The sequence below is a fragment of the Nonlabens tegetincola genome, from assembly GCF_002117085.1.
GTDB lineage: Bacteria > Bacteroidota > Bacteroidia > Flavobacteriales > Flavobacteriaceae > Nonlabens > Nonlabens tegetincola.
In genome coordinates this window covers 1,476,067-1,496,352 of sequence record NZ_CP019342.1, presented here as the reverse complement: position 1 = coordinate 1,496,352, position 20,286 = coordinate 1,476,067, and the positions used below count along the sequence as shown (strand labels likewise).

Here is a 20,286-nt window from a genome sequence, read left to right as displayed (position 1 = left end):
ACCTTTACGGTTAATCCATTTGCTTTTTAATCTTAAGAAGTTCGGCCTTGACGTTTTCTAATTTTTGAATAATATCAAATTTATCTAATTGATTTTTGTGTGTACGCATGTATTCGCGGGCACCTTCAAGTGTAAAACCTTGTTCCTTTACTAATCGATAGATGGTTTGTAAATTTTTGATGTCGTCTTTTGTAAATTTCCTATTACCCTTAGCATTCTTCTTGGGTTGTAAGACATCAAACTCCTTTTCCCAATACCGGATTAGTGAAGGGTTAACATCAAAAGCTCTAGACACCTCGCCTATACTGTAATACAATTTTTCAGGTAGGTCGATATGCATTAATCTAGAGAAATATTTTCTTGCTGCGATTTCTTCAGCAATTCGTTAAACTCTTCAGGAGATAAATTTCCATAATAGAAATTGATAGGATTGATGCGCTCTCCATCCTTAGATACCTCATAATGTAAATGAGGAGCTTGCGAGCGTCCTGTACTACCTACATAACCAATTATGTCACCACGCTTTACTTTTTGTCCTACACGCACGTTGTAAGGATTTTTCGCATTTAAATGCGCGTATAACGAGATGTAACCAAAACCATGATCAATTCTTATGTGATTTCCATAACCCGAGCTGTTAGCATCTGCTCTTGTAACAACACCATCACCAGTTGCATACACAGGTGTTCCTCTAGGAGCAGTAAAATCCATTCCGTAGTGAAACTTTCTTGTTTTATTAAAAGGATCGGTTCTATACCCATAACCACTTGCCATCCTTGTTAAATCCTGATTACGTACAGGTTGAATCGCTGGAATAGAAGCGAGAAGTTTTTCTTTGTCCTTGGCTAATTCTGCGATTTCATCAAGCGATTGTGATTGTATAGCCACTCTTTTTTTAAGTTGGTCAATATCTTTTTTAAGCTGTATAACTCGTTCACTGGTATTAAAACCTTCAAGATCCTTGTATCTATTTACACCACCAAAACCGGCCATGCGCTGCTCGTCACTTATAGGCGCAGCGTCAAAATAGATACGGTATATAGTGTTATCGCGCTCCTCAACCTCGGCAATGACTTGCGCCAGATTGTTTATTTGTTCATTTGCTTTTTCAACCTCGAGCTTCATAAATTCATTTTCGGCCTTGGCGTCTACCAGCGCAGGAGACTCCACGTATTGATTAATGATGAAGAAGAATAATAGGCCAAAAAGCATACTCGCAGCGAGGAATCCTATAAATCTAAAAAATACATGACGCTTCTTGCGTTCCACCTTTCTATAGGATAGAGTTTCAGAATCGTAGTAATACTTAATTTTAGACATGCTTTTTATACTATTTTTGCTGTGTTGAAAACGGTATTGTTTTTAGTTTATTACGCTTTCGCGAAAGCGTAATAATAAAAATCAAAATAAGTAATAAAAGTACTTAATTGATGCAGGAAATTGCCCTTACCGATTTTTACAAAAATATAAAATTAAAACTCATAGACCACCAGTATGAATTCTAAGCAGATAAGACAGACTTTTCTAGATTTTTTTGCTGAAAAAAGTCATCAAATAGTACCCAGCGCACCTATGGTGTTAAAAGACGATCCTACCTTGATGTTTACAAACGCAGGGATGAATCAATTTAAGGAGTACTTTCTAGGAAACTCAGAGCCAAAGAATAACAGAGTTGCCGATAGTCAGAAGTGTTTGCGAGTAAGTGGTAAGCATAACGACCTAGAAGAAGTAGGAGTTGATACCTATCATCATACCATGTTTGAGATGCTAGGTAACTGGAGTTTTGGTGATTACTTTAAGAAAGAAGCTATTGATTGGGCTTGGGAACTGCTTACAGAAGTATATAAAATTCCTAAAGATCATTTATATGTAACTATTTTTGAAGGCGACGATACCGAAGGATTATCACGCGATACCGAGGCATATGATTTCTGGAAACAACACATTGCTGAGGATAGAATCCTGAACGGTAATAAAAAAGACAACTTTTGGGAAATGGGTGCACAAGGGCCATGTGGTCCTTGTTCTGAAATTCATGTTGACATTAGAAGCGACAAGGAAAAACAAGAGGTTGACGGTGCTACACTAGTCAATATGGATCATCCACAAGTGATTGAAATTTGGAATCTTGTATTCATGCAGTTTAATAGACTTGCTGATGGTTCTTTAGAAAACCTTCCTGCACAGCATGTAGATACTGGAATGGGGTTTGAACGTTTGGCTATGGTTTTACAAGGAGTAAAGTCAAATTATGATACTGATGTTTTCCAGCCGCTAATTCGAGAGATTGAAACTATTACCGGTCATGCTTATGGAAAAACAGAGCAAGAAGATATTGCAATACGTGTAATCGCAGATCATGTGAGAGCAGTATCTTTTTCTATTGCTGATGGTCAATTACCGTCAAACAATGGTGCTGGTTATGTTATAAGAATGATCTTAAGAAGAGCTATAAGATATGGCTTTACATACTTGGATAGAAAGGAACCTTTTATTTATCAATTAGTAACGACCTTATCCAAACAATTAGGTGAGGCGTTTCCTGAGTTGAAATCTCAAAGGAACTTGATTTTAAATGTAATCAAAGAAGAGGAGATTTCTTTCTTACGCACCCTAGAAAATGGTTTAGCCTTGCTTGATAGCATGATTGCTAACTTAAAATCACAAGGCCAGGATACTCTAGAAGGTAAAAAAGCATTTGAACTTAATGATACTTATGGTTTTCCAAAAGAGCTTACTCGACTTATTCTAAGCGAGCAACAACTCAAAATGGATGAAGAAGGATTTACTGCTGCTTTAAAAAAACAACAAGAAAGTTCTAGAAAGGCAAGTGAAACAGAAACGTCTGACTGGGTAATACTAGGTGATGATGATACACAGGAATTTATTGGTTATGATAAACTAGATGCCAAAGTACGTATATCAAAATATAGGAAAGTAACCACTAAAAAAGATGGTGATCGCTATCAACTTGTATTTAACATGACACCTTTTTATGGAGAAAGTGGTGGACAAACAGGAGACAAGGGATATATTGAAGGTGTAAATGGCGATACGGTATACATCATTGATACTAAGAAAGAAAACGGGCAAACAGTGCATATAACTAAAAACCTGCCTAAAGAGTTAGGAGGAACGTTCATCGTTCAAGTTGACCAAAAGCAGCGTTTTAGAACCAGTGCTAACCATACAGCTACACACCTTTTACATCAAGGGTTGCGTAAAATTTTAGGAACTCACGTAGAACAAAAAGGAAGTATGGTACGCAGTGCTAGTTTGCGTTTTGACTTTTCACATTTTTCTAAAGTAACCATTGAAGAACTTAAACAAGTTGAGGATTTTGTAAATGCTCGTATTGCTGAACAATTACAACTGGAAGAAAATAGAAACAATACTTATGAAGATGCCATCAAAGATGGTGCGATAGGTTTATTTGGCGAGAAATATGGAGACGTAGTACGTACCATAAAATTTGGAAGCAGTTATGAATTATGCGGTGGTACACATGTTAAAAACACCAGTGATGTGTGGCATTTCAAAATCACAAATGAATCTGCAGTAGCTGCAGGAATACGCCGTATCGAAGCTATTACTGGCGATGCAGTTAAGGATTTCTTTTATGATCAATCAAAACATTTTGAGCAGATTAAAGCTCTATTAAAAAATGCAAAAGAACCTGTAACAGCTATTCAATCCCTACAAGAAGAAAATTCGAATCTTAAAAAAGAGATTGAGGAATTGAAAAAAGCTAAGGCAGGCAATCTAAAACAAGAGTTGATTGATAGCGCAGAAGATATAAATGGTGTTCAATTTATTGCTTCAAAGACTGATCTAGATGCAAAGTCTGTTAAAGACCTGGCATTTTCAATCGATCAAGAGATTACTAACTTGTTTCTAATAATCGGATCAAACACAGGTGATAAAGCAACACTTACTGTAATTATCTCAAAGGATCTTGTAGATCAAAAGAAATTGAACGCTGGACAAATTGTAAGAGAACTAGGTAAGTTTATACAAGGTGGTGGTGGAGGACAACCCCATTTTGCAACAGCAGGAGGAAAAAATCCAGCAGGAATAGATCAAGCGCTACAAGCGGCTAGAGAATTATTAAACTAGTTTATGAATAATGAAATAGTCATCCATCGTTATTCTAGTGATGATGCTACTTCATGGAATAAATTTATAGATTCATCTCTTAACGGTACCTTTATATTAAAACGATCTTTCATGGAGTACCATGAGGATCGTTTTAATGATTATAGCCTAATGGTTTATAGGTCACAAACTCTTATTGCTGTATTACCTGGTAATAGAGTAGGAGACAAGTGGTACAGTCATCAAGGTCTTACTTATGGCGGTATAATTCTAGATCAGGATTTGTCAAAGGATGTTCTTAAACAGGTTATGAATCAAGTGGTGTCTTATCTAATTTCAAATGAAATTAAGGATATATCTATCAAACAACCGTTTAACTCATATTCTCAAATCAACCGTTTTATAAATGAGGTAATTGAAAGTATAGACTTTCAGCCATTTAAAAGGGTTAATAATGCCTACCTTGAATTAAATGTTGATTTGTCTATTTCATCTAAACGGACCGCTGGTTATCGCAATGGTAATTGGAATGATTTAATCTTTAAAGAAAATGATAACTGGGGTGAATTTTGGAATCAAGTATTAGTGCCCTTGTTGCAACATAAATATGCTGCTAGTCCTGTTCATAGTCTTCAGGAAATTGAAAAGTTGAAGAGTAAATTTCCCGAAGAAATCCGACTTTATACTGTTTCTAATCAAGAGGGAATAATTGCCGGTGTCGTAATTTTCATCAAAGGAAATATTGCAAGAGCTCAATATATGGCAAGTACAATCGAGGCAAGATCATTAAGGGCTATGGATTTTTTATATTTAGAAACTATAGAAGTTTTAAGACAGTGTAATATCACTAAATATGATCTAGGTGCCGTAGATGATCCTAATGGAGGAATAAATAAAGGCCTCGCTAAAAATAAGAAGGAGATGGGAGCGAGTTTTGAAACACAAACGGTTTGGCATTTTAAACCAAATAAATAATAAAAAAACCAGCGCTAATCAGGCGCTGGTTTTAGGCTATTTTATCAAATGAATCTTTTAACAATCAAAGTCGATTAAGGAATATTTTTCTTTTTCATAGCAAGAAAAACTTTAGTTTACGTTTTTCTTTATATCGAATATTACAATAATTATTTCGTTTGTTATGTAATTCATTACAAATGTACGGTGGTGTTCCATTTCAAGGTGTTACATTTGGGTTAAGCATAGTTAATGAGTGTTATTTTAATGTAAATCATTGGAAAAGAAAGCCTTTCATTTTGCCGTTATACAAGTTGTAGTATTTGGAATTTTCATAATACTAAGTTTTATTCCTCGCACAGTCTCTAATGATATCAATTCATGGATATCGTATCTCATGACCTTTTTTGCAGTGATTGTGATAGCTGGATCTATAGCAAGTTTGTTAAGTTTAAAAAGACCTTTTACTGTAAAGAAATTCATTGTTACAATAATCAACTTTGGATTTTTAATTTACCTAGCTTATAGATGGTTTTTAAGCGAGATTCCTGTATAGGAAACTCTTTATATATTCGTAATAAATAATTTTTGTGCACATTCCATTTCTCGATTTAAAAAAAATACAAAACCGATTTCTACCTCAGGATATGGAATCTATAAAAGAGTTGCATGAATCTGGTAGGTATATTGGTGGTCAATTTGTAGATACATTTGAAAAGAAATTTGCAAGCTATTGTAATGTTCAATGCTGCGTGAGTACTGGTAATGGATTGGATGCCTTGAGTATTATTCTAAGAGCAGAAACCGCTTTGAATCAACTTCCTAAAAATGCTAAAATTGCGGTGCCCGCAAATACCTATATAGCAACTATTTTAAGCGTTGTACACAGCCATCACACACCTGTATTATTTGAAACAGAGCAGTGTGTCGTACAGGTTGATGATCTTAAAAAAATTAAAGAAGACTATGATGCTATTATAGTGGTGGATCTATATGGAATCATGGTAGATGATGATGTGTACGCTTTCGCGAAAGCGAACCACAAAAAAATATATACCGATACAGCACAATCTCACGGTGGTCGCACAAGTAGCGGTAAAACTAGTGGAAGTCTTGCAGCGGCAAGTGCCTTTTCTTTTTATCCTACTAAAAATTTAGGAGCACTAGGTGATGCAGGCGCTATCACCACAAACGACCAAGAGCTAGCGGCAATGTGTCGCAAAATCGCCAATTACGGACGTGATAGCCAATTTTTAAATAGTGAGATAGGAGTAAATTCACGCATGGATCCTTTACAGGCGCTTTTTTTGAGTACGCGATTACAGGTTTTAGAAAGCGACAACAACTCTCGTAGATCCATCGCATACAAATACAGGCAAGGTATTGATAACAAAAAGGTGCAGCTACTAAGCACGCAATTAGCAAATCGTTCAGTGTTTCATATTTACCCAATTTTTGTAGAAGATAGGTTAGCCTTTATAGACTTCATGAAACATCATGGAATACAAACTGGATGTCATTATGAGGTACCACCTCATCAACAAAAAGCATTTTCTAAGTGGAATGACTTACAATTTCCCGCCACAGAAAGTAGACATCAACAACAGGTAAGTCTTCCATGCCATCCTTTGTTAGATACTCAAGAGGTTCATCATATTATACAAACCATAAATTCTTATTGATGCGCAGGCTGTTTTTATTGTTTAATAGAAATATGCTGCTTAAAATGGCAAGTTGGAATAGTATTTTTATTCTTGTCAGGATTACGCTAGGTGCTGTTATGTCTAATCTTTTGGCTCGATTTGTGGGTGATGCAGGATTGGGTTATTTAGGAAACTTACGAAATTTTTCTCAAGGACTTCAAAGCCTGTCCGTTCTGGGATTGGAAAACGGTCTTACTAAAAACGCTGCTGCCTTAAAGAATGAGCCTAAACTATTAAGCAAAACTTTTACAACAGCATGGATAGCAACTTTTATAGTAAGTGTATTAACCGCTATAGGTATCAACTTTACAGCTAGCTGGCTGTCTTTGTATTTATTTGATAGTGATAGTTATTCATTTGTCTTACGGATCTTTGGCTGTTCATTACCATTTTACTTTGTTTTTGTGGCAGTAAGTTCCTTGTTGCAAGGATTTGAGTGGTTTAAGACCTATGTGGTTCTTAATATTATCGTTGCCTTGTCGGTATTTGTTCTGGGCGCTTATTTAATTGTAAATGAGAATTTATACGGTGCGCTGCTTAGTATAGCTGTGACGCCTTATGTTCAATTTATTTTGGCTCTTTTGGTGTACTTCTTTTATTTAAAAGGTAAAAAAGGAGTGCTCACCTTTTCAATTGAATGGAGCAATGAGCAAGCACTACAGCTCTTTAAATACAGTGTTATGGCTTTAGTGAGCGCTATACTTATACCGCTTGTAAACATTGAAGTGCGCAACGAGGTTATTGATCAAGTAAGCGACCATGCAGCAGGATGGTGGGAATCTGTTCAACGTATTTCAGGATATTACATGGTATTTGTTACCACGTTAATCAGTTTATACGTATTACCTAATTTGAGCAAGGATTCTAGTTTTAAACAATATAGAAGTACCATATGGAATTTTTATAAAACCATACTTCCTTTAGTTGTAGCTGGACTTATATCTGTTTATTTCTGTAGAGATTTAATTCTTGAATATTTATTTACTACGGAGTTTTTACCTGCTTCTAGCATGTTTAAATGGCAATTATTAGGTGACTTCATCAAGGTCATCACCACCGTAATGGCTTTTAGGTTTATCGCATTAAATGATCTTAAACGCTATCTAGTGGCTGAACTTATAAGCATTTTTTGTTTCTATCTTTTTACCATGGTTTTATTACCGTACTATGGTAAAAATGCCGTAGTAATGGCTTACTTTTTAAATTACATATTTTACTTTTTAATTTTGATCTTGCTTTTGAGAAAAGAATTGTTTGGTTCGTTGGAGCAATAAACAAAATTATTTCACACTCATACTTACCATATCATTTAAGCATTTAATCTGCAAGACACCATGCTCTTCCGATTTTGGATAGAATAGAATTGATTTTTCAGTATTAGGCTCCAAGTCAAAGAAATTATCAGAAAAATGACCATCTATACTAGAAAAGACGAATAGATCCTTTACAAATACATTTGAAACGATCGTAATTTCATAAAAGTCATTACGCTTTGGACTTTTTATTTTGATTTCTGCTTTAGGTAATTTTAGATCTTTTGGCCTTGTTAAAGTTTTAATGCTTTTGTGATTACCAAATTGGTAAGACACATAAATTTTGTTTAGATCAAGGTTTAAATGATTTAAGGAAAGCTCATGAATGAGCTCACTAGAACCAGCATTAACTGAGCAAATAGAACTATCGATGGTATCAACAAAAAGCGATTTGCCTGAAAAGTCTTTGATTTCGATTTTGAAATCGCCTACTTCTGACTCGAGATTATCATTTACCACATACGTTTTCAATGTATCATTTTCAATCATGTTGCTTATAAGTACATTCTCAAAATCACGTTTTACCTGATAGTGTAAGGCTTTCCAGTTGCCAAAATAATCGATACTCGACCAGCTTACTGCTGGCCAGCAGTCGTTGAGCTGCCAGTATAGCGTTCCCATATTGTAAGGTCGCACACGACGATGCGCTTGAATTCCTTTAGACATTCCATAAGCTTGTACGAGCTGACTTACGTACACGTAATCTTCATCATTTTCTGATACGGGAAAATCGCGCTCCATGTAAGTTTGTATAAGCTCGTCACCTCGAGCGTGTTTTTGGTGTGTAGCATATTCCTTTGACTTAATATCTACTTCACCAGATGAATTAATGTAGCGAATGGTTTCAAAAGATGGATGCGCCTGAAAACCAAATTCACTCATAAACCTTGGTACATGCTCTTCAAAATGCTCAAACGGGTAAGCATCGTGCCACACGCGCCAGTCATGTGCATCGCCATGAAACTCATATTTAGGATTGCCACGACCGTATTGTGGTGAGCTTTCCCAGTAGGGTTCCTTGGTCATTTCGGCTACGTATTTCGGCATGTCTATTTGAAAAATGTTTCGGTAATCTTCCCACATACTGTCACGTTCTTGCTGACTGCGACCTTCCTGCCAGCCCCAGCGATGCCAGCCTTCACGACTTTCATTGTTACCGCACCACAGTACTATACTCGAATGATCTCGTAATCTAGTAAGTTGTTGAGTGACCTCTTTTTTTACGCTTTCGCGAAAGCTATCTCCACTGGGATACATCGCACAAGCAAACATAAAATCTTGCCATACCATTATTCCTTTTTCATCACATTTTTCATAGAAAACATTACTCTCATAAATGCCGCCACCCCAAACACGTAGCATGTTCATATTTGCATCTACAGCGTCATTTAAAAGCTTTTCATAATGATCATCCGTGACCAAATCTTGCATGCTGTTTTGTGGAATGTAGTTTGCGCCTTTTGCATATACCGGAACGTCGTTCACCTTGAAATAAAAGCTGGTTCCATATTTGTCTTGTTCGTTGACCAATTCTACTGTGCGCAGTCCTTTATTAATTGTTTTTTGATCAATAAGGTCTTCATCTTTAAAAATGCTAATCTCTACCTCATATAAGTAGGGTTCGCCTAGATTATGCGGCCACCATTTTTTAGGATTTTGTATTTCAAAATGCAGTTCTTGAGTATCTGTTTTTGTGGCTACTGTCAAGGAGTCTGTAATTTTATATGGATATATACTGTCGTTGATTTTAAGAGAATAGGTAAGCGGTGAGGAAACAGGTTTTGATAATGTCACTTGCGCCGAAAGATTTGCAATAGAATCATTAAGACTATTTTGCTTCAAGTAAATATCCTTAATTTTAAAATCGTTGTAAGCCTCAAGATAAACTGGTTTCCAAACTCCCATAGTGTTTAGGTTTGGACCCCAATCCCAACCGTATTGAAATTGCGCTTTGCGTGTATAAACTCGATTTCCTTCTGGTAATTGATACGGATTTGCTGCTGCTTTTTGAAGTTCTATTTCTAAAGGAGACTTTATGGTAACGTAAAGCTCATTTTCTTTTTCTATAAATGGCTTTACATCTATCTGCCAGTTGAGAAAAGCATTGTCGGTGTCAAGAATCTTATGGCCATTGAGCTCAATGCTGGCATACGTATCAATGCCTTCAAAGTTTAAAGTAATGTGTTCTTTGGCAAGAATTTCTTTGTTTACCTTAAAAATGGTTTTGTAAATCCAGTTTTCCTCAGTAATCCACTGTAAACTATCTTCATTATTCCCTTGAAAAGGATGCTCGATAAGTGGTAATAACTCTTTGTGAACCGTTGATGGAATACTTACAGAATCTGATACTAAACTATTGTCAGCTTCTTTTAATAAGGACCAGTTATGGTTGAGATATTGACGCTTTACATGGGGTTGTTTATCATTACATGAGACTAGTGAAATCACTATGATTAGGAGCCAACTATATTTCATGCGTGATTCTATTAAGGATTGCTTTAATGCTTTCAATGTTTGATGTGATTTCTATGTTTTCTTGAAGAAATTTAGGTGTATTCATAGGCACTTTCTCTTCACTGGTTTGCTCACAGATTGCTGTAGCGCTTGCGTGGATTTCTTTGAAGTTCGCTTTCGCGAAAGCATCACTATTACTAGCATTAATGCCACCACCAGGCACGATGATGAGTTCATCGCCTGCTTGTTGCTGTAACTCCATTAATAAACTAATACCTTCAAAAGAACTTGCTTGCTGACCAGAGCTGAGTATGCGATGTGCACCTAAATTGATCAAATCAAACAAGGCCTGCGGTGGGTTTTCTACGTGATCAAAAGCTCTGTGAAAGGTAAAAGGTAACGGTCTGGAAAGTTCTATGAGTTCGCTAGTACGTTTAATATCCACTTTAAAATCTGAAGTCAATACTCCAGAAACAATACCAGCGGCACCTAACTCTTTGCAAAGTTGAATATCCTGTTTCATGATTTCAAACTCGGCTTTGCTGTACACAAAATCACCAGATCGTGGTCGTATCAATACCATTACAGGAATTTTGAGGTCTGCAATTACCTTTTTGAGCAATCCAAAACTTGGTGTAATTCCACCAACCGCTAGCTCGCTACACAACTCTATACGATGAGCGCCAGCATTTTGAGCATTGATGGCACTTTGATAATTTGCAGCGCAGATTTCTAAAATCATGTTGTTTCAATTTTAGCGATGGATTTATCTTGAAAATTACTCAAAAAAGCAACAGCGATACAAGCACCAATTAATGCAAGTAGCATATCAGTTTGCGTATCCCAAACATAACCTTGCATACCTAGAAAACTGTCTGCACCATCACTTACGATCATGGACACGACAGCTTCTATTAATTCATAAGCTGCACTTATAGCAAGACATGTGGAGATCACAATAAATACAAGCCATTTTTTACCGTGAACTACGTTTTTACGTAGTAATACTTCACGCACAATTAATGCTGGTGTAAAGCCTTGAATGAAATGCCCTAACTTATCATAATTGTTCCTGGAGTGATCAAAGTATTCTTGTATCCAGTCAAAAAGTGGTACATCTGCATAGGTATATTTTCCACCTATAATTAGAATAATACAATGAACAAATATCCAGAAGTAGGTAAGGTTTGAAAACTTAAAGTTCCTGTAGGTAAAAATCAATATCATCATCCCTATCACGGCAGGAAGAACTTCTAGAAACCAAGTAAATCGTTCTTTAGGTTCAATTCCCGACCAGATTAATAATCCGGTCAAAAAGACTAGGTAAAAAAGTAGGTGTTTAGGTAGGTTGTTCATGCTTATTTGATGATGATTTCGTCAATAAATGTCCAGGCTTTATTTCCAGCGCCTTGTGCGCCATCTGGAATGATACCGTAGTTAGGGATTTCTAGCTGTATTTTTTTAAATCTAGCAGAACGGTCTTCAGGTGGAATAAGTTCCAGTATGCACTTTGAAATATTATTATTTATGGTATAAAAATCATCTGTAGCGAAAAAATCACCGTTCGTATAATAAACAGAACCATTTACATTTTTTGGCGAATAAATCCACTGACCAGGTGCGTGGTAAAATCGCAACTGAATTTCGTTTACTTCAGTAGGTTCATCAAACTCGATTTCAATTTCCAGATCATCACCCCAAAAACCCAACCATTCTTTATCACCGTAACGTGTATCACTACCTACTATACCATTGATAAGTCCATTTGCACCACTACCACTATAGGATTTATGTGGTGGATGATTAATGGTAATAGTGGCGCCAACACCTTTATGATAAAAGAATTCTTGAGAGAATAAACGTCCAAGCGGCTGAGCATTGTCAAATACTTGAGCTTTTACAATCATGTTTTCCTTAAATGGAATAGGCGATTCATAAATAGTTGAATTGGCATTTGGCTCAGTTCCGTCAGTAGTGTATCTGATTTCTTTGCCTAAGGTTTTAGTGCTTAATTCATATTCTTGATCTTCATTCAAATTTCCTTCAATTTCATATAAATGATTGGCGTATTTAATATCCATAGCGTCTAGCCGTGGTAGCATGACTTCTAGGTTATTGACAAACAAGTTATAATCTCGTTTTTCTACTGGAGACCAAGCGACCTCACTTAGTGCTAGCATACGTGGGAAAGCCATGTATTCTACTTGATCTGTAGTAGGCATGTACTCAGTCCATACATTTCCTTGTACGCCTAAAACGTGTTTTATTTCTTCACCACTAAGTTCATCTGGAATTGGATTGAAACCATATACTTTTTCTAATGGTAAAAAGCCGCCTATAGCTAGTGGTTCATTTTCATTATCGCTTTGGTAATAATCAAAATAACAATGAGAAGTAGGCGTCATAATAACATCGTTACCTTTCTTTGCAGCGTCTATGGCACCTTGCATGCCGCGCCAACTCATAACCGTGGCATCCTTAGCTAGTCCGCCTTCTAGGATTTCATCCCACCCGATGATTTTCTTGCCTTTTGAAGCTAGGTATTTTTCAAAATGTTTAATGAAGTAGGATTGTAATTCGTATTCATCTTTTAATCCATTTTCTTTGATAAATCGTTGTGCGGTTACACTTTGTTTCCACTGTGTTTTTGGTGCCTCATCGCCGCCTATGTGAATGTATGGTGATGGAAATAAGGCTGCTACCTCGTCTAGTACGTTTTCTAGAAACTCAAAAGTCTCTGGGTTAGGGCAATAAATGTTGTCAAAAACGCCCCATTCTGTAGCTACGTTCACAGCTTCGTTGGTACATCCTAGTTCTGGATAGGCAGCAATTGCCGCTTGAGCATGACCAGGTAGTTCGATTTCTGGAATGATGTTGATGTGTCTCGCTTTCGCGAAAGCGATAATCTCACGCACTTCATCTTGTGTGTAGTATCCACCATATCTAGTCTTGTCATACTTGCGCGGTGTATCGTTGTAATGTCCTAGTAAAGTACTGTCACGGTAGGCAGCCACTTCTTGAAGTTTAGGATATTGTTTGATCTCGATGCGCCAGCCTTGATCATCAGTTAGATGCCAGTGAAAATTATTCATCTTTAACATCGCCATAGCATCGATGTATTTCTTGATAAACGCTACTGGAAACATATGTCTAGAAACGTCTAGGTGCATACCACGATATTTAAAACGTGGTTCATCCTCAATGGTTAGTGCTGGTAAGTGAATTTCATCCTTGTCATTAAGTATGGGGAACAACTGGATGAGCGATTGTACCGCATAGAAAGCGCCTGCATCCGTACTGGCATGAATAAGTATTCGTTTAGGATCGATTTTCATTCGGTACCCTTCGGTACTATTGATCTCTTCATTGAATTTCAAATAGATGTAGTTGTCTTCCTTATCATCATAATCGTTTAACTCGTCAAAACCCATTTTATCAAAATGATCAAGTAAGAACTTGCCAGCCATAGGAAACTCAGGATCAAACCTAAACGAAGTGTTTTCATGAAACGTAAAATATCCATCATTTACCTGCAAGGATTGCGGTGCAGGAATGATACTGGGACTTTTAAGGTCTACATGTCTAGTAGTTTTGGTACAGGATAATACTGTTAATATCAATATGGTGATTAGTAGAATTCTTTGAAGCATTATTGTAATTTAGAGTCGACAAAATACTTGCAGAAGATAGTACAATTTAATGAGTCCTGAAGAACAAATACTAGCATTAAGAAATGAATTGCGAGAACATAATTACAACTATTATGTAAACGACAATCCTACCATTTCAGATTTTGAATTTGATAAGAAATTAGAGCAACTCAAACAACTCGAGGCAGCAAATCCTGAGTTTTTTGACCCTAATAGTCCCAGTGTTAGGGTAGGTGGTGAAATCACTAAGAATTTTGAAACCGTGAAGCATGAATACCGCATGTATTCACTAGATAATAGTTATAGTAAAGAAGATTTACTGGATTGGGAACAGCGATTAAGAAAAATTGTTGATGGTCCTATTGAATATGTATGCGAGCTTAAATACGATGGTGCTAGTATAAGTTTGAGGTATGAAAAAGGAGTTTTTGTAAAGGCAGTTACTCGTGGAGATGGTACTCAAGGTGATAATGTTACTGCCAATGTGCGTACCATTAAGTCAGTCCCATTAAAACTACGAGCTAGTGAAGTGCCTGATAAATTTGAAATTCGTGGTGAGATTGTGTTACCGTGGCAAGGATTTCATAAAATGAATCAAGAACGTGAAGCGCAAGGATTAGAACTATATCGCAATCCACGTAATACCGCTAGTGGTAGTTTAAAATTACAAGATAGTAGTATAGTTGCACAGCGACCACTGGAATGTTTGTTATATCAACTTGCAGGAGATAACTTACCGGTGCAATCACAATACGACAGTTTGAACCTAGCGCGTGATTGGGGTTTCAAAGCGCCTGCAGAATCTCAATTAGTGCAGAGTATTGATGAGGTGTTGCAGTATATAGAACATTGGGATGTTGCAAGAAAGGATTTACCTTATGAAACAGATGGAGTTGTTATAAAGGTAAATAGCCTGCAACAACAAGAAGAGCTGGGCTTTACAGCCAAGGCGCCACGATGGGCAATGGCTTATAAATTTGCTGCAGAACAGGTGAGTACTAGACTTAATGAAATCACCTATCAAGTAGGTCGTACTGGAGCCATAACACCAGTAGCGAATCTAGAACCAGTTGAAATTTCAGGTACTACGGTAAAAAGAGCGAGTTTACATAATGCCGATCAAATTGAAAAACTAGATATTAGAGTAGGAGATGAGGTCTATGTAGAAAAGGGTGGAGAAATTATTCCTAAAATTGTTGCTGTAGAGCTTACTAAACGGCCAGATAATTCTAGCCCTACTGAATATGCTACACGATGTCCAGAGTGTAATACAGAACTAGTCCGTAAGGAAGGCGAAGCCCAACATTTTTGTCCCAATGAATTAGGATGCCCACCACAAATTAAAGGTAGGATTGAGCATTTTATATCAAGAAAGGCAATGGATATTGATGGAATAGGAGCAGAGACTGTTGGTCAACTCGTTGATGCAGGACTAATTTCGAACTATGCCGATTTATATGACCTTACCGTCGAACAAGTTCTGCCTTTAGAACGTATGGCTCAAAAGAGTGCAGAGAATATGATTAACGGGATACAAGCAAGTAAGCAAATTCCTTTTGAGCGTGTTCTTTTTGCTTTGGGAATACGGTACGTAGGTGAAACAGTGGCAAAAAAACTAGCCAAACATTATAAAAGCATGGATGCTCTCATAGCTTTACCAGAAGCACCTGATAAGGAAAATCTAGATTTATTTGCCGATGTTTCCAGTCCTACAGAAAAGAAGTTAGAAGAACTAACCGCTATCCCAGAAATAGGCGACCGCATAGCACAAACTGTTGTAGAATTCATAGTTGACGAAAGGCAGCAAGCCATTCTAGAACGGTTAAAAAATGCTGGATTACAATTCTCATTAAGCGAAGAGCAGTTAGAAGGTCAAACTGATAAACTAGTTGGTAAAAGCTTTGTAGTTTCTGGTGTTTTTGAAATGTCGCGTAATGATTTAAAAAAACTTATTGAGGATAATGGTGGTAAGGTAAGCAGCTCGCTTTCTAGTAAAACAGACTTTCTCATTCGAGGTGATAAAATGGGACCTTCAAAACTTGCCAAAGCTGAAAAACTGGGTATTACCATGATTAGTGAACAAGAGTTTTTAGAAATGCTATAATTATGAGATTACTGATAGTTTTTCTTCTCGCTTTAAATAGTTTTTGGTTGCAATCCCAAACCTATTCCTATAGAACTATCACAAATAATCAAATGATGGTAAAAGGTAATGTAGGTGAATATCCTATAACCTTGTACATGGAATATCAAGGTTTTTGTGAATATGAAAGAGAATATACAGGTTGGTATAAATACGATTCAAGTACTCAATCAATACCCATACAGGTTTATTTTTCAACTTATCCAGAAAATGAGGAATTCATCATTTATGCAAAATACGATGGCGATTTTCAACTAGAAATTGATGAAGATTATAGTTGTCATCCAGTAAATTATGACGAGATGTTTTATGGAGACTCTGATGATGGTATATTCAATAATATGAGCTGGAATAAGAAAGGTTCTTCACAAGTTTGGGAAGTTACTTTTGAAGAAGATGTGGCAAGTAAATTTTGGGATTTAGGGGAATATGATACCTACCTCACGGTTGACGATGATTTGGTATTAGACTTTGGAACGATGGGTTTTGAATATGTATATGAAGTACAAATAGAAGGATTTAAAGAAGTTCATGAGATTACCCACATGCTTATCACCGTTATAGAACCCAGTAAGCCAGGAGGAAATGGTCGTGGTATGTGTGGAGCAGGAGATGAAATTTATTTACTCTATCTACGGCTTGATAAGCAGAATAAGCTACTGTTTTCAGATTCTGAAAAAATTCAAAGTTGTTACGACTATATGGAAGAATCTCCAGTTATGTATGATACTAAATTCCCTGAAAGAGGATTTAAAAGGGTAAAATAATATTTCTATAGATTATAAACCGTTCCAGCTTGATTGTTAATATCTGTCTCGTTTAAGTAAAGATCTATTCTACCTAGATACATTCCATAGCAGCCTACTTGATTAACAACCACGTTTTTTCCTTCTTTATTAAGAATCAATTCTGGTTTTTCTAGAAATGTATGGGTGTGACCACCAATTATTACATCAATATTTGACGTCGCTGCTGCTAGGCTTACATCACTTACAGTATCTGATTTATAGGAATATCCCAAATGCGACATGCAAATAACTAGATCGCATCCTTTTTCCTCTTTGAGTATACGTGCCTGATCTGTAGCGATATCTATAGGATCTAGGTATTTGGTTTCTTTATAGTTGGTTTTATTTACTAATCCATCTAGTTCGATGCCTAATCCGAACATTCCTATTTTGATGCCGTCTAGTGTCACTATCTTGTTTTCTAATGTATGACCATCCATTATCGTATTCTTGAAATCATAATTGGATATCACAAAGTCAAAATTGGCATGTGGAAGCTGCTTGTACAACCCATCTATTCCATTATCAAAATCATGATTACCAATTGTTGCCGCATCATATCCCATCATACTCATGAGTTTAATTTCTAGCTCTCCACCATAGAAATTGAAGTATGGGGTTCCTTGAAAAATATCACCACAATCTAACAAAAGAGTATTAGGATTCTCCTTTCTAATTTGATTAACTAAAGCTGCTCTACGAGCAACACCACCACGACCATCATTGCGTCCTCCTACAATAGGTTCAATGTGGCTGTGAGTATCATTAGTATGTAAAATGGTGATCTTTTTACTTTTTTCAGTTATACTACTTACTTTATATAAACTGTTTGCAGTAGAAAAATTGGCAAATAAACCCATTCCAGCTACCGCAGCTGTTGAACTTTTAAGAAATGTACTTCTTTTCATGATTAATTTGCTTTAGTAAATCTATTGTCGGATTCAAACTTAAGAGTATCCACCTTTTTGAAATAGTCAATCATGGCATTTCTTATTTTATAATCAGTTTTTGTTACCGTTGTATTGTTAAAAAAGTTCATGCTATCACCTCCGTTATACAAGTAATCACTTGTAGCAACATAATAGATATTTTCAGTTAAAGGTTGATCGTTTATAGATACATTATTCAGGCTACTATCAGCATTTAAAGAAATTTTCATACCAGAGAAAGGATGAGCTCTTTCTCTATCTACTATATATTGGATAAGTTGCTCCATTTGAGCTTTATTAAGCTGTGCAACCACAACCTCATTTTCAAAAGGCATTATTTCATAGGCTCTTTTAGTTGTTACCTCACCAGCTGGTAAGGGAGCTCTTATTCCTCCGTGATTTAGTAAAACAACATCAATGTTAGTATCTAACCTACTTTTAACAACAGGATTAACTTGTTCCATAATGATTTCACATAGCATATTTCCAAGCGCTGTGTTCAGTGGAGTATCATTTTTGTGCATGCTTTTAGGATTATAGCAAAGCACTCTATTCATTTCTTGATTTATTTTTTCGCCATAAGGGGCAATAAATTGTGCGATACTATCTTCTTGAGCTAGTGAGTCGTTTATTTCTATTCGTTTATAGTCAACGGTATCTAGATGAACGTTTGTGTTTGAATTGCAACTAGTTAAGAGTGTGATTAAGAAAAGCGCTTTCGCGAAAGCGAGATAAACACCTAATTTCCTATATGTTTTAAGAGGAAAGTTGTAGCAAAAAGCCATGTGAAATATTCTATTTTTGTTTCCACAGTAAAAGTAAATGTTTTTTAAAGGAATAAAGCGTAGATCGCTGAGGAAAGCGATAAGAAAATTGAAATCGCAAAACAGGAATAGTGTTCCTGTGGTACCTAAATCATTGTTAGTCATTACCTCTAGCGCTAGTCAAATTGCCTATGATGATATTTTAAGGTGGTGTGAACAACTTAAAATTGACGATAAAAACTTGACAGTTTTAAATCAAGTAACTGATAAAAAGAAATTTCATGAAATGGATGGTATTCCGTTTGATGAAAAGTCTATTAAATGGAATGCAACCGTTGTTGATGAGCAACTAGTCGAGGCGATTGAAAAAAAACACGATTTACAAATATTACTCATAAAAGATCCGGATGAACTAGCTACATTTGTGACGATCAAGGCACAGGCAGCTCTTAAAGTAGCTATCAATGATGCACGAGAAGAGCTTTATGATTTGTCAATTAATGTGTCATCAAACGACAAAGACGTATTTGTAAAAGAAATAGCAAAGTATATAAAAATTTTAACCCGATAATATGCAACAACTTAAAGGAACAGGAGTAGCACTTGTAACTCCTTTTAAAGCAAATGGTGATGTGGATCACAGTGCTTTACAGTCCGTAGTGAATTACCAAATTGATAATGGTATAGAATATCTAGTTGTCTTAGGAACGACTGGAGAAAGCGTTACCCTTTCTAAACAGGAAAAACAGGATGTTGTAAAAACCGTGGTTGAAACCAATGCAGGACGATTGCCTCTTGTAATAGGTATAGGTGGTAGTAATACAGCTGTTGTAGTAGATGAATTAAAACAAACTGACCTTTCATCTTTTGATGCAGTACTTAGTGTCTCACCTGCTTACAACAAACCTACCCAAGAAGGTATCTATCAACACTTTGCAGCAGTCGCACAAGCTACTGATAAGCCTATTATTTTATATAATGTTCCAGGAAGAACAGCGAGTAATATGGCTGTTGACACGGTAGTTCGTTTGGCAAATGATTATACAAATATTGTAGCGATAAAGGAAGCAGCAGGAGATCTTGTAGCTGCCATGAAAATGATAAAACATACACCAGATGATTTTCTTGTGATATCTGGAGATGATATGATCGCCAACGCAATGACTCTTGCTGGTGGTGCTGGAGTGATATCTGTAATTGGTCAAGGATTGCCTAGCGATTTTAGCGAAATGATTAGACTAGCTTTAAAAGGTAATTCAATAGATTCATATAAACTGCATCACAAACTTGAAGCTAGTATCGATTTAATTTTTGCCGAAGGAAACCCTGGTGGTATTAAGGCAATGCTAGCCCATCTCGATTTATGTGAAGAACATTTAAGATTACCATTAGTGCCAATTTCACAAAAATTGAGAACTAGTATAATTGATTTCATGAATGCGTACTAAAACGTATTAACTGTCGTTCACAATTAAAATTATAAGGAGTGTTGT

Annotated in this window: 17 protein-coding genes; 9 read left to right on the top strand and 8 right to left on the bottom strand. The window is 36.3% G+C overall.

Annotated features, from left to right (window positions below):
• Nucleotides 1–10: 10 nt before the first annotated feature.
• The gene (locus tag BST91_RS07110; protein ID WP_042280408.1) at nucleotides 11–340 is read right to left on the bottom strand and encodes a MerR family transcriptional regulator; all 330 of its coding nucleotides are present in this window, start codon (nucleotides 338–340) and stop codon (nucleotides 11–13) included.
• Nucleotides 340–1,320, bottom strand: coding sequence for a M23 family metallopeptidase (locus tag BST91_RS07105; RefSeq protein ID WP_042280406.1), 981 nt, complete (start codon nucleotides 1,318–1,320; stop codon nucleotides 340–342). Before BST91_RS07105 ends, BST91_RS07110 begins: the two co-directional genes overlap by 1 nt.
• Before the next feature lie 174 nt (nucleotides 1,321–1,494).
• On the opposite strand from BST91_RS07105, the gene alaS reads away from it, so the two are divergent.
• From alaS to BST91_RS07080, 5 genes are all read left to right on the top strand, one after another.
• Entirely contained in the window at nucleotides 1,495–4,116 is a 2,622-nt protein-coding gene (alaS, locus tag BST91_RS07100) for an alanine--tRNA ligase (protein WP_085774954.1), read from the top strand.
• 3 nt (nucleotides 4,117–4,119) lie between these two features.
• The gene (locus tag BST91_RS07095; protein ID WP_085774953.1) at nucleotides 4,120–5,070 is read left to right on the top strand and encodes a GNAT family N-acetyltransferase; all 951 of its coding nucleotides are present in this window, start codon (nucleotides 4,120–4,122) and stop codon (nucleotides 5,068–5,070) included.
• A 256-nt stretch (nucleotides 5,071–5,326) separates the two neighbouring features.
• Nucleotides 5,327–5,605 carry a hypothetical protein gene (locus tag BST91_RS07090; protein WP_085774952.1) on the top strand — a complete coding sequence of 93 codons (279 nt, stop codon included), beginning with the start codon at nucleotides 5,327–5,329 and terminating at the stop codon, nucleotides 5,603–5,605.
• A 91-nt stretch (nucleotides 5,606–5,696) separates the two neighbouring features.
• On the top strand, nucleotides 5,697–6,731 hold the full coding sequence (locus tag BST91_RS07085) for a DegT/DnrJ/EryC1/StrS family aminotransferase (RefSeq protein WP_085774951.1): 1,035 nt from the start codon (nucleotides 5,697–5,699) through the stop codon (nucleotides 6,729–6,731).
• A gap of 44 nt (nucleotides 6,732–6,775) precedes the next feature.
• On the top strand, nucleotides 6,776–8,026 hold the full coding sequence (locus BST91_RS07080) for an O-antigen translocase (RefSeq protein ID WP_244895588.1): 1,251 nt from the start codon (nucleotides 6,776–6,778) through the stop codon (nucleotides 8,024–8,026).
• A gap of 6 nt (nucleotides 8,027–8,032) precedes the next feature.
• On the opposite strand, the gene BST91_RS07075 is transcribed toward BST91_RS07080, so the two are convergent.
• Genes BST91_RS07075 through BST91_RS07060 form a run of 4 tightly spaced genes read right to left on the bottom strand, consistent with a single transcriptional unit; the run spans nucleotide 8,033 to nucleotide 14,169 of the window.
• Nucleotides 8,033–10,540 carry a beta-mannosidase gene (locus BST91_RS07075; protein WP_085774949.1) on the bottom strand — a complete coding sequence of 836 codons (2,508 nt, stop codon included), beginning with the start codon at nucleotides 10,538–10,540 and terminating at the stop codon, nucleotides 8,033–8,035.
• Nucleotides 10,530–11,261, bottom strand: coding sequence for a copper homeostasis protein CutC (locus BST91_RS07070; RefSeq protein WP_085774948.1), 732 nt, complete (start codon nucleotides 11,259–11,261; stop codon nucleotides 10,530–10,532). The genes BST91_RS07075 and BST91_RS07070 overlap by 11 nt, the downstream gene beginning before the upstream one ends.
• Nucleotides 11,258–11,875, bottom strand: coding sequence for a DUF2238 domain-containing protein (locus BST91_RS07065; protein WP_085774947.1), 618 nt, complete (start codon nucleotides 11,873–11,875; stop codon nucleotides 11,258–11,260). The genes BST91_RS07070 and BST91_RS07065 overlap by 4 nt, the downstream gene beginning before the upstream one ends.
• A 2-nt stretch (nucleotides 11,876–11,877) precedes the next feature.
• Nucleotides 11,878–14,169 (bottom strand): beta-N-acetylhexosaminidase, encoded by a 2,292-nt coding sequence (locus BST91_RS07060; RefSeq protein WP_085774946.1) that lies wholly within the window; start codon nucleotides 14,167–14,169, stop codon nucleotides 11,878–11,880.
• Between the two features lie 49 nt (nucleotides 14,170–14,218).
• On the opposite strand from BST91_RS07060, the gene ligA reads away from it, so the two are divergent.
• Nucleotides 14,219–16,273: an NAD-dependent DNA ligase LigA gene (gene ligA / locus BST91_RS07055; protein WP_085774945.1), complete on the top strand. Its 2,055-nt coding sequence runs from the start codon at nucleotides 14,219–14,221 to the stop codon at nucleotides 16,271–16,273.
• Between the two features lie 2 nt (nucleotides 16,274–16,275).
• On the top strand, nucleotides 16,276–17,079 hold the full coding sequence (locus BST91_RS07050) for a hypothetical protein (protein ID WP_085774944.1): 804 nt from the start codon (nucleotides 16,276–16,278) through the stop codon (nucleotides 17,077–17,079).
• Nucleotides 17,080–17,084: 5 nt separating this feature from the next.
• Here BST91_RS07050 and BST91_RS07045 read toward each other — a convergent pair whose 3' ends face one another.
• Together BST91_RS07045 and BST91_RS07040 are read right to left on the bottom strand one after the other, a co-directional pair.
• Nucleotides 17,085–18,008: a metallophosphatase gene (locus BST91_RS07045; RefSeq protein ID WP_085774943.1), complete on the bottom strand. Its 924-nt coding sequence runs from the start codon at nucleotides 18,006–18,008 to the stop codon at nucleotides 17,085–17,087.
• A 2-nt stretch (nucleotides 18,009–18,010) separates the two neighbouring features.
• On the bottom strand, nucleotides 18,011–18,814 hold the full coding sequence (locus BST91_RS07040; protein ID WP_169709767.1) for a 5'-nucleotidase C-terminal domain-containing protein: 804 nt from the start codon (nucleotides 18,812–18,814) through the stop codon (nucleotides 18,011–18,013).
• Nucleotides 18,815–18,902: 88 nt separating this feature from the next.
• On the opposite strand from BST91_RS07040, the gene BST91_RS07035 reads away from it, so the two are divergent.
• Both BST91_RS07035 and dapA read left to right on the top strand, forming a co-directional pair.
• Nucleotides 18,903–19,364 (top strand): DUF6913 domain-containing protein, encoded by a 462-nt coding sequence (locus tag BST91_RS07035; RefSeq protein WP_169709766.1) that lies wholly within the window; start codon nucleotides 18,903–18,905, stop codon nucleotides 19,362–19,364.
• Nucleotide 19,365: 1 nt separating this feature from the next.
• Entirely contained in the window at nucleotides 19,366–20,241 is an 876-nt protein-coding gene (gene dapA, locus BST91_RS07030; RefSeq protein WP_085774940.1) for a 4-hydroxy-tetrahydrodipicolinate synthase, read from the top strand.
• Nucleotides 20,242–20,286: the final 45 nt, after the last annotated feature.

What these genes read in the sequence shown, in the direction of transcription:
- ligA (WP_085774945.1), top strand. Translation starts at nt 14,219, where the DNA reads ATGAGTCCTGAAGAACAAATACTAGCATTAAGAAATGAATTGCGAGAA.
- BST91_RS07085 (WP_085774951.1), top strand. Translation starts at nt 5,697, where the DNA reads ATGGAATCTATAAAAGAGTTGCATGAATCTGGTAGGTATATTGGTGGT.
- BST91_RS07045 (WP_085774943.1), bottom strand. Translation starts at nt 18,008, where the DNA reads ATGAAAAGAAGTACATTTCTTAAAAGTTCAACAGCTGCGGTAGCTGGA.
- dapA (WP_085774940.1), top strand. Translation starts at nt 19,366, where the DNA reads ATGCAACAACTTAAAGGAACAGGAGTAGCACTTGTAACTCCTTTTAAA.
- BST91_RS07050 (WP_085774944.1), top strand. Translation starts at nt 16,276, where the DNA reads ATGAGATTACTGATAGTTTTTCTTCTCGCTTTAAATAGTTTTTGGTTG.
- BST91_RS07105 (WP_042280406.1), bottom strand. Translation starts at nt 1,320, where the DNA reads ATGTCTAAAATTAAGTATTACTACGATTCTGAAACTCTATCCTATAGA.
- BST91_RS07110 (WP_042280408.1), bottom strand. Translation starts at nt 340, where the DNA reads ATGCATATCGACCTACCTGAAAAATTGTATTACAGTATAGGCGAGGTG.
- BST91_RS07095 (WP_085774953.1), top strand. Translation starts at nt 4,120, where the DNA reads ATGAATAATGAAATAGTCATCCATCGTTATTCTAGTGATGATGCTACT.
- BST91_RS07065 (WP_085774947.1), bottom strand. Translation starts at nt 11,875, where the DNA reads ATGAACAACCTACCTAAACACCTACTTTTTTACCTAGTCTTTTTGACC.
- BST91_RS07075 (WP_085774949.1), bottom strand. Translation starts at nt 10,540, where the DNA reads ATGAAATATAGTTGGCTCCTAATCATAGTGATTTCACTAGTCTCATGT.
- BST91_RS07060 (WP_085774946.1), bottom strand. Translation starts at nt 14,169, where the DNA reads ATGCTTCAAAGAATTCTACTAATCACCATATTGATATTAACAGTATTA.
- BST91_RS07080 (WP_244895588.1), top strand. Translation starts at nt 6,776, where the DNA reads ATGGCAAGTTGGAATAGTATTTTTATTCTTGTCAGGATTACGCTAGGT.
- BST91_RS07040 (WP_169709767.1), bottom strand. Translation starts at nt 18,814, where the DNA reads ATGGCTTTTTGCTACAACTTTCCTCTTAAAACATATAGGAAATTAGGT.
- alaS (WP_085774954.1), top strand. Translation starts at nt 1,495, where the DNA reads ATGAATTCTAAGCAGATAAGACAGACTTTTCTAGATTTTTTTGCTGAA.
- BST91_RS07070 (WP_085774948.1), bottom strand. Translation starts at nt 11,261, where the DNA reads ATGATTTTAGAAATCTGCGCTGCAAATTATCAAAGTGCCATCAATGCT.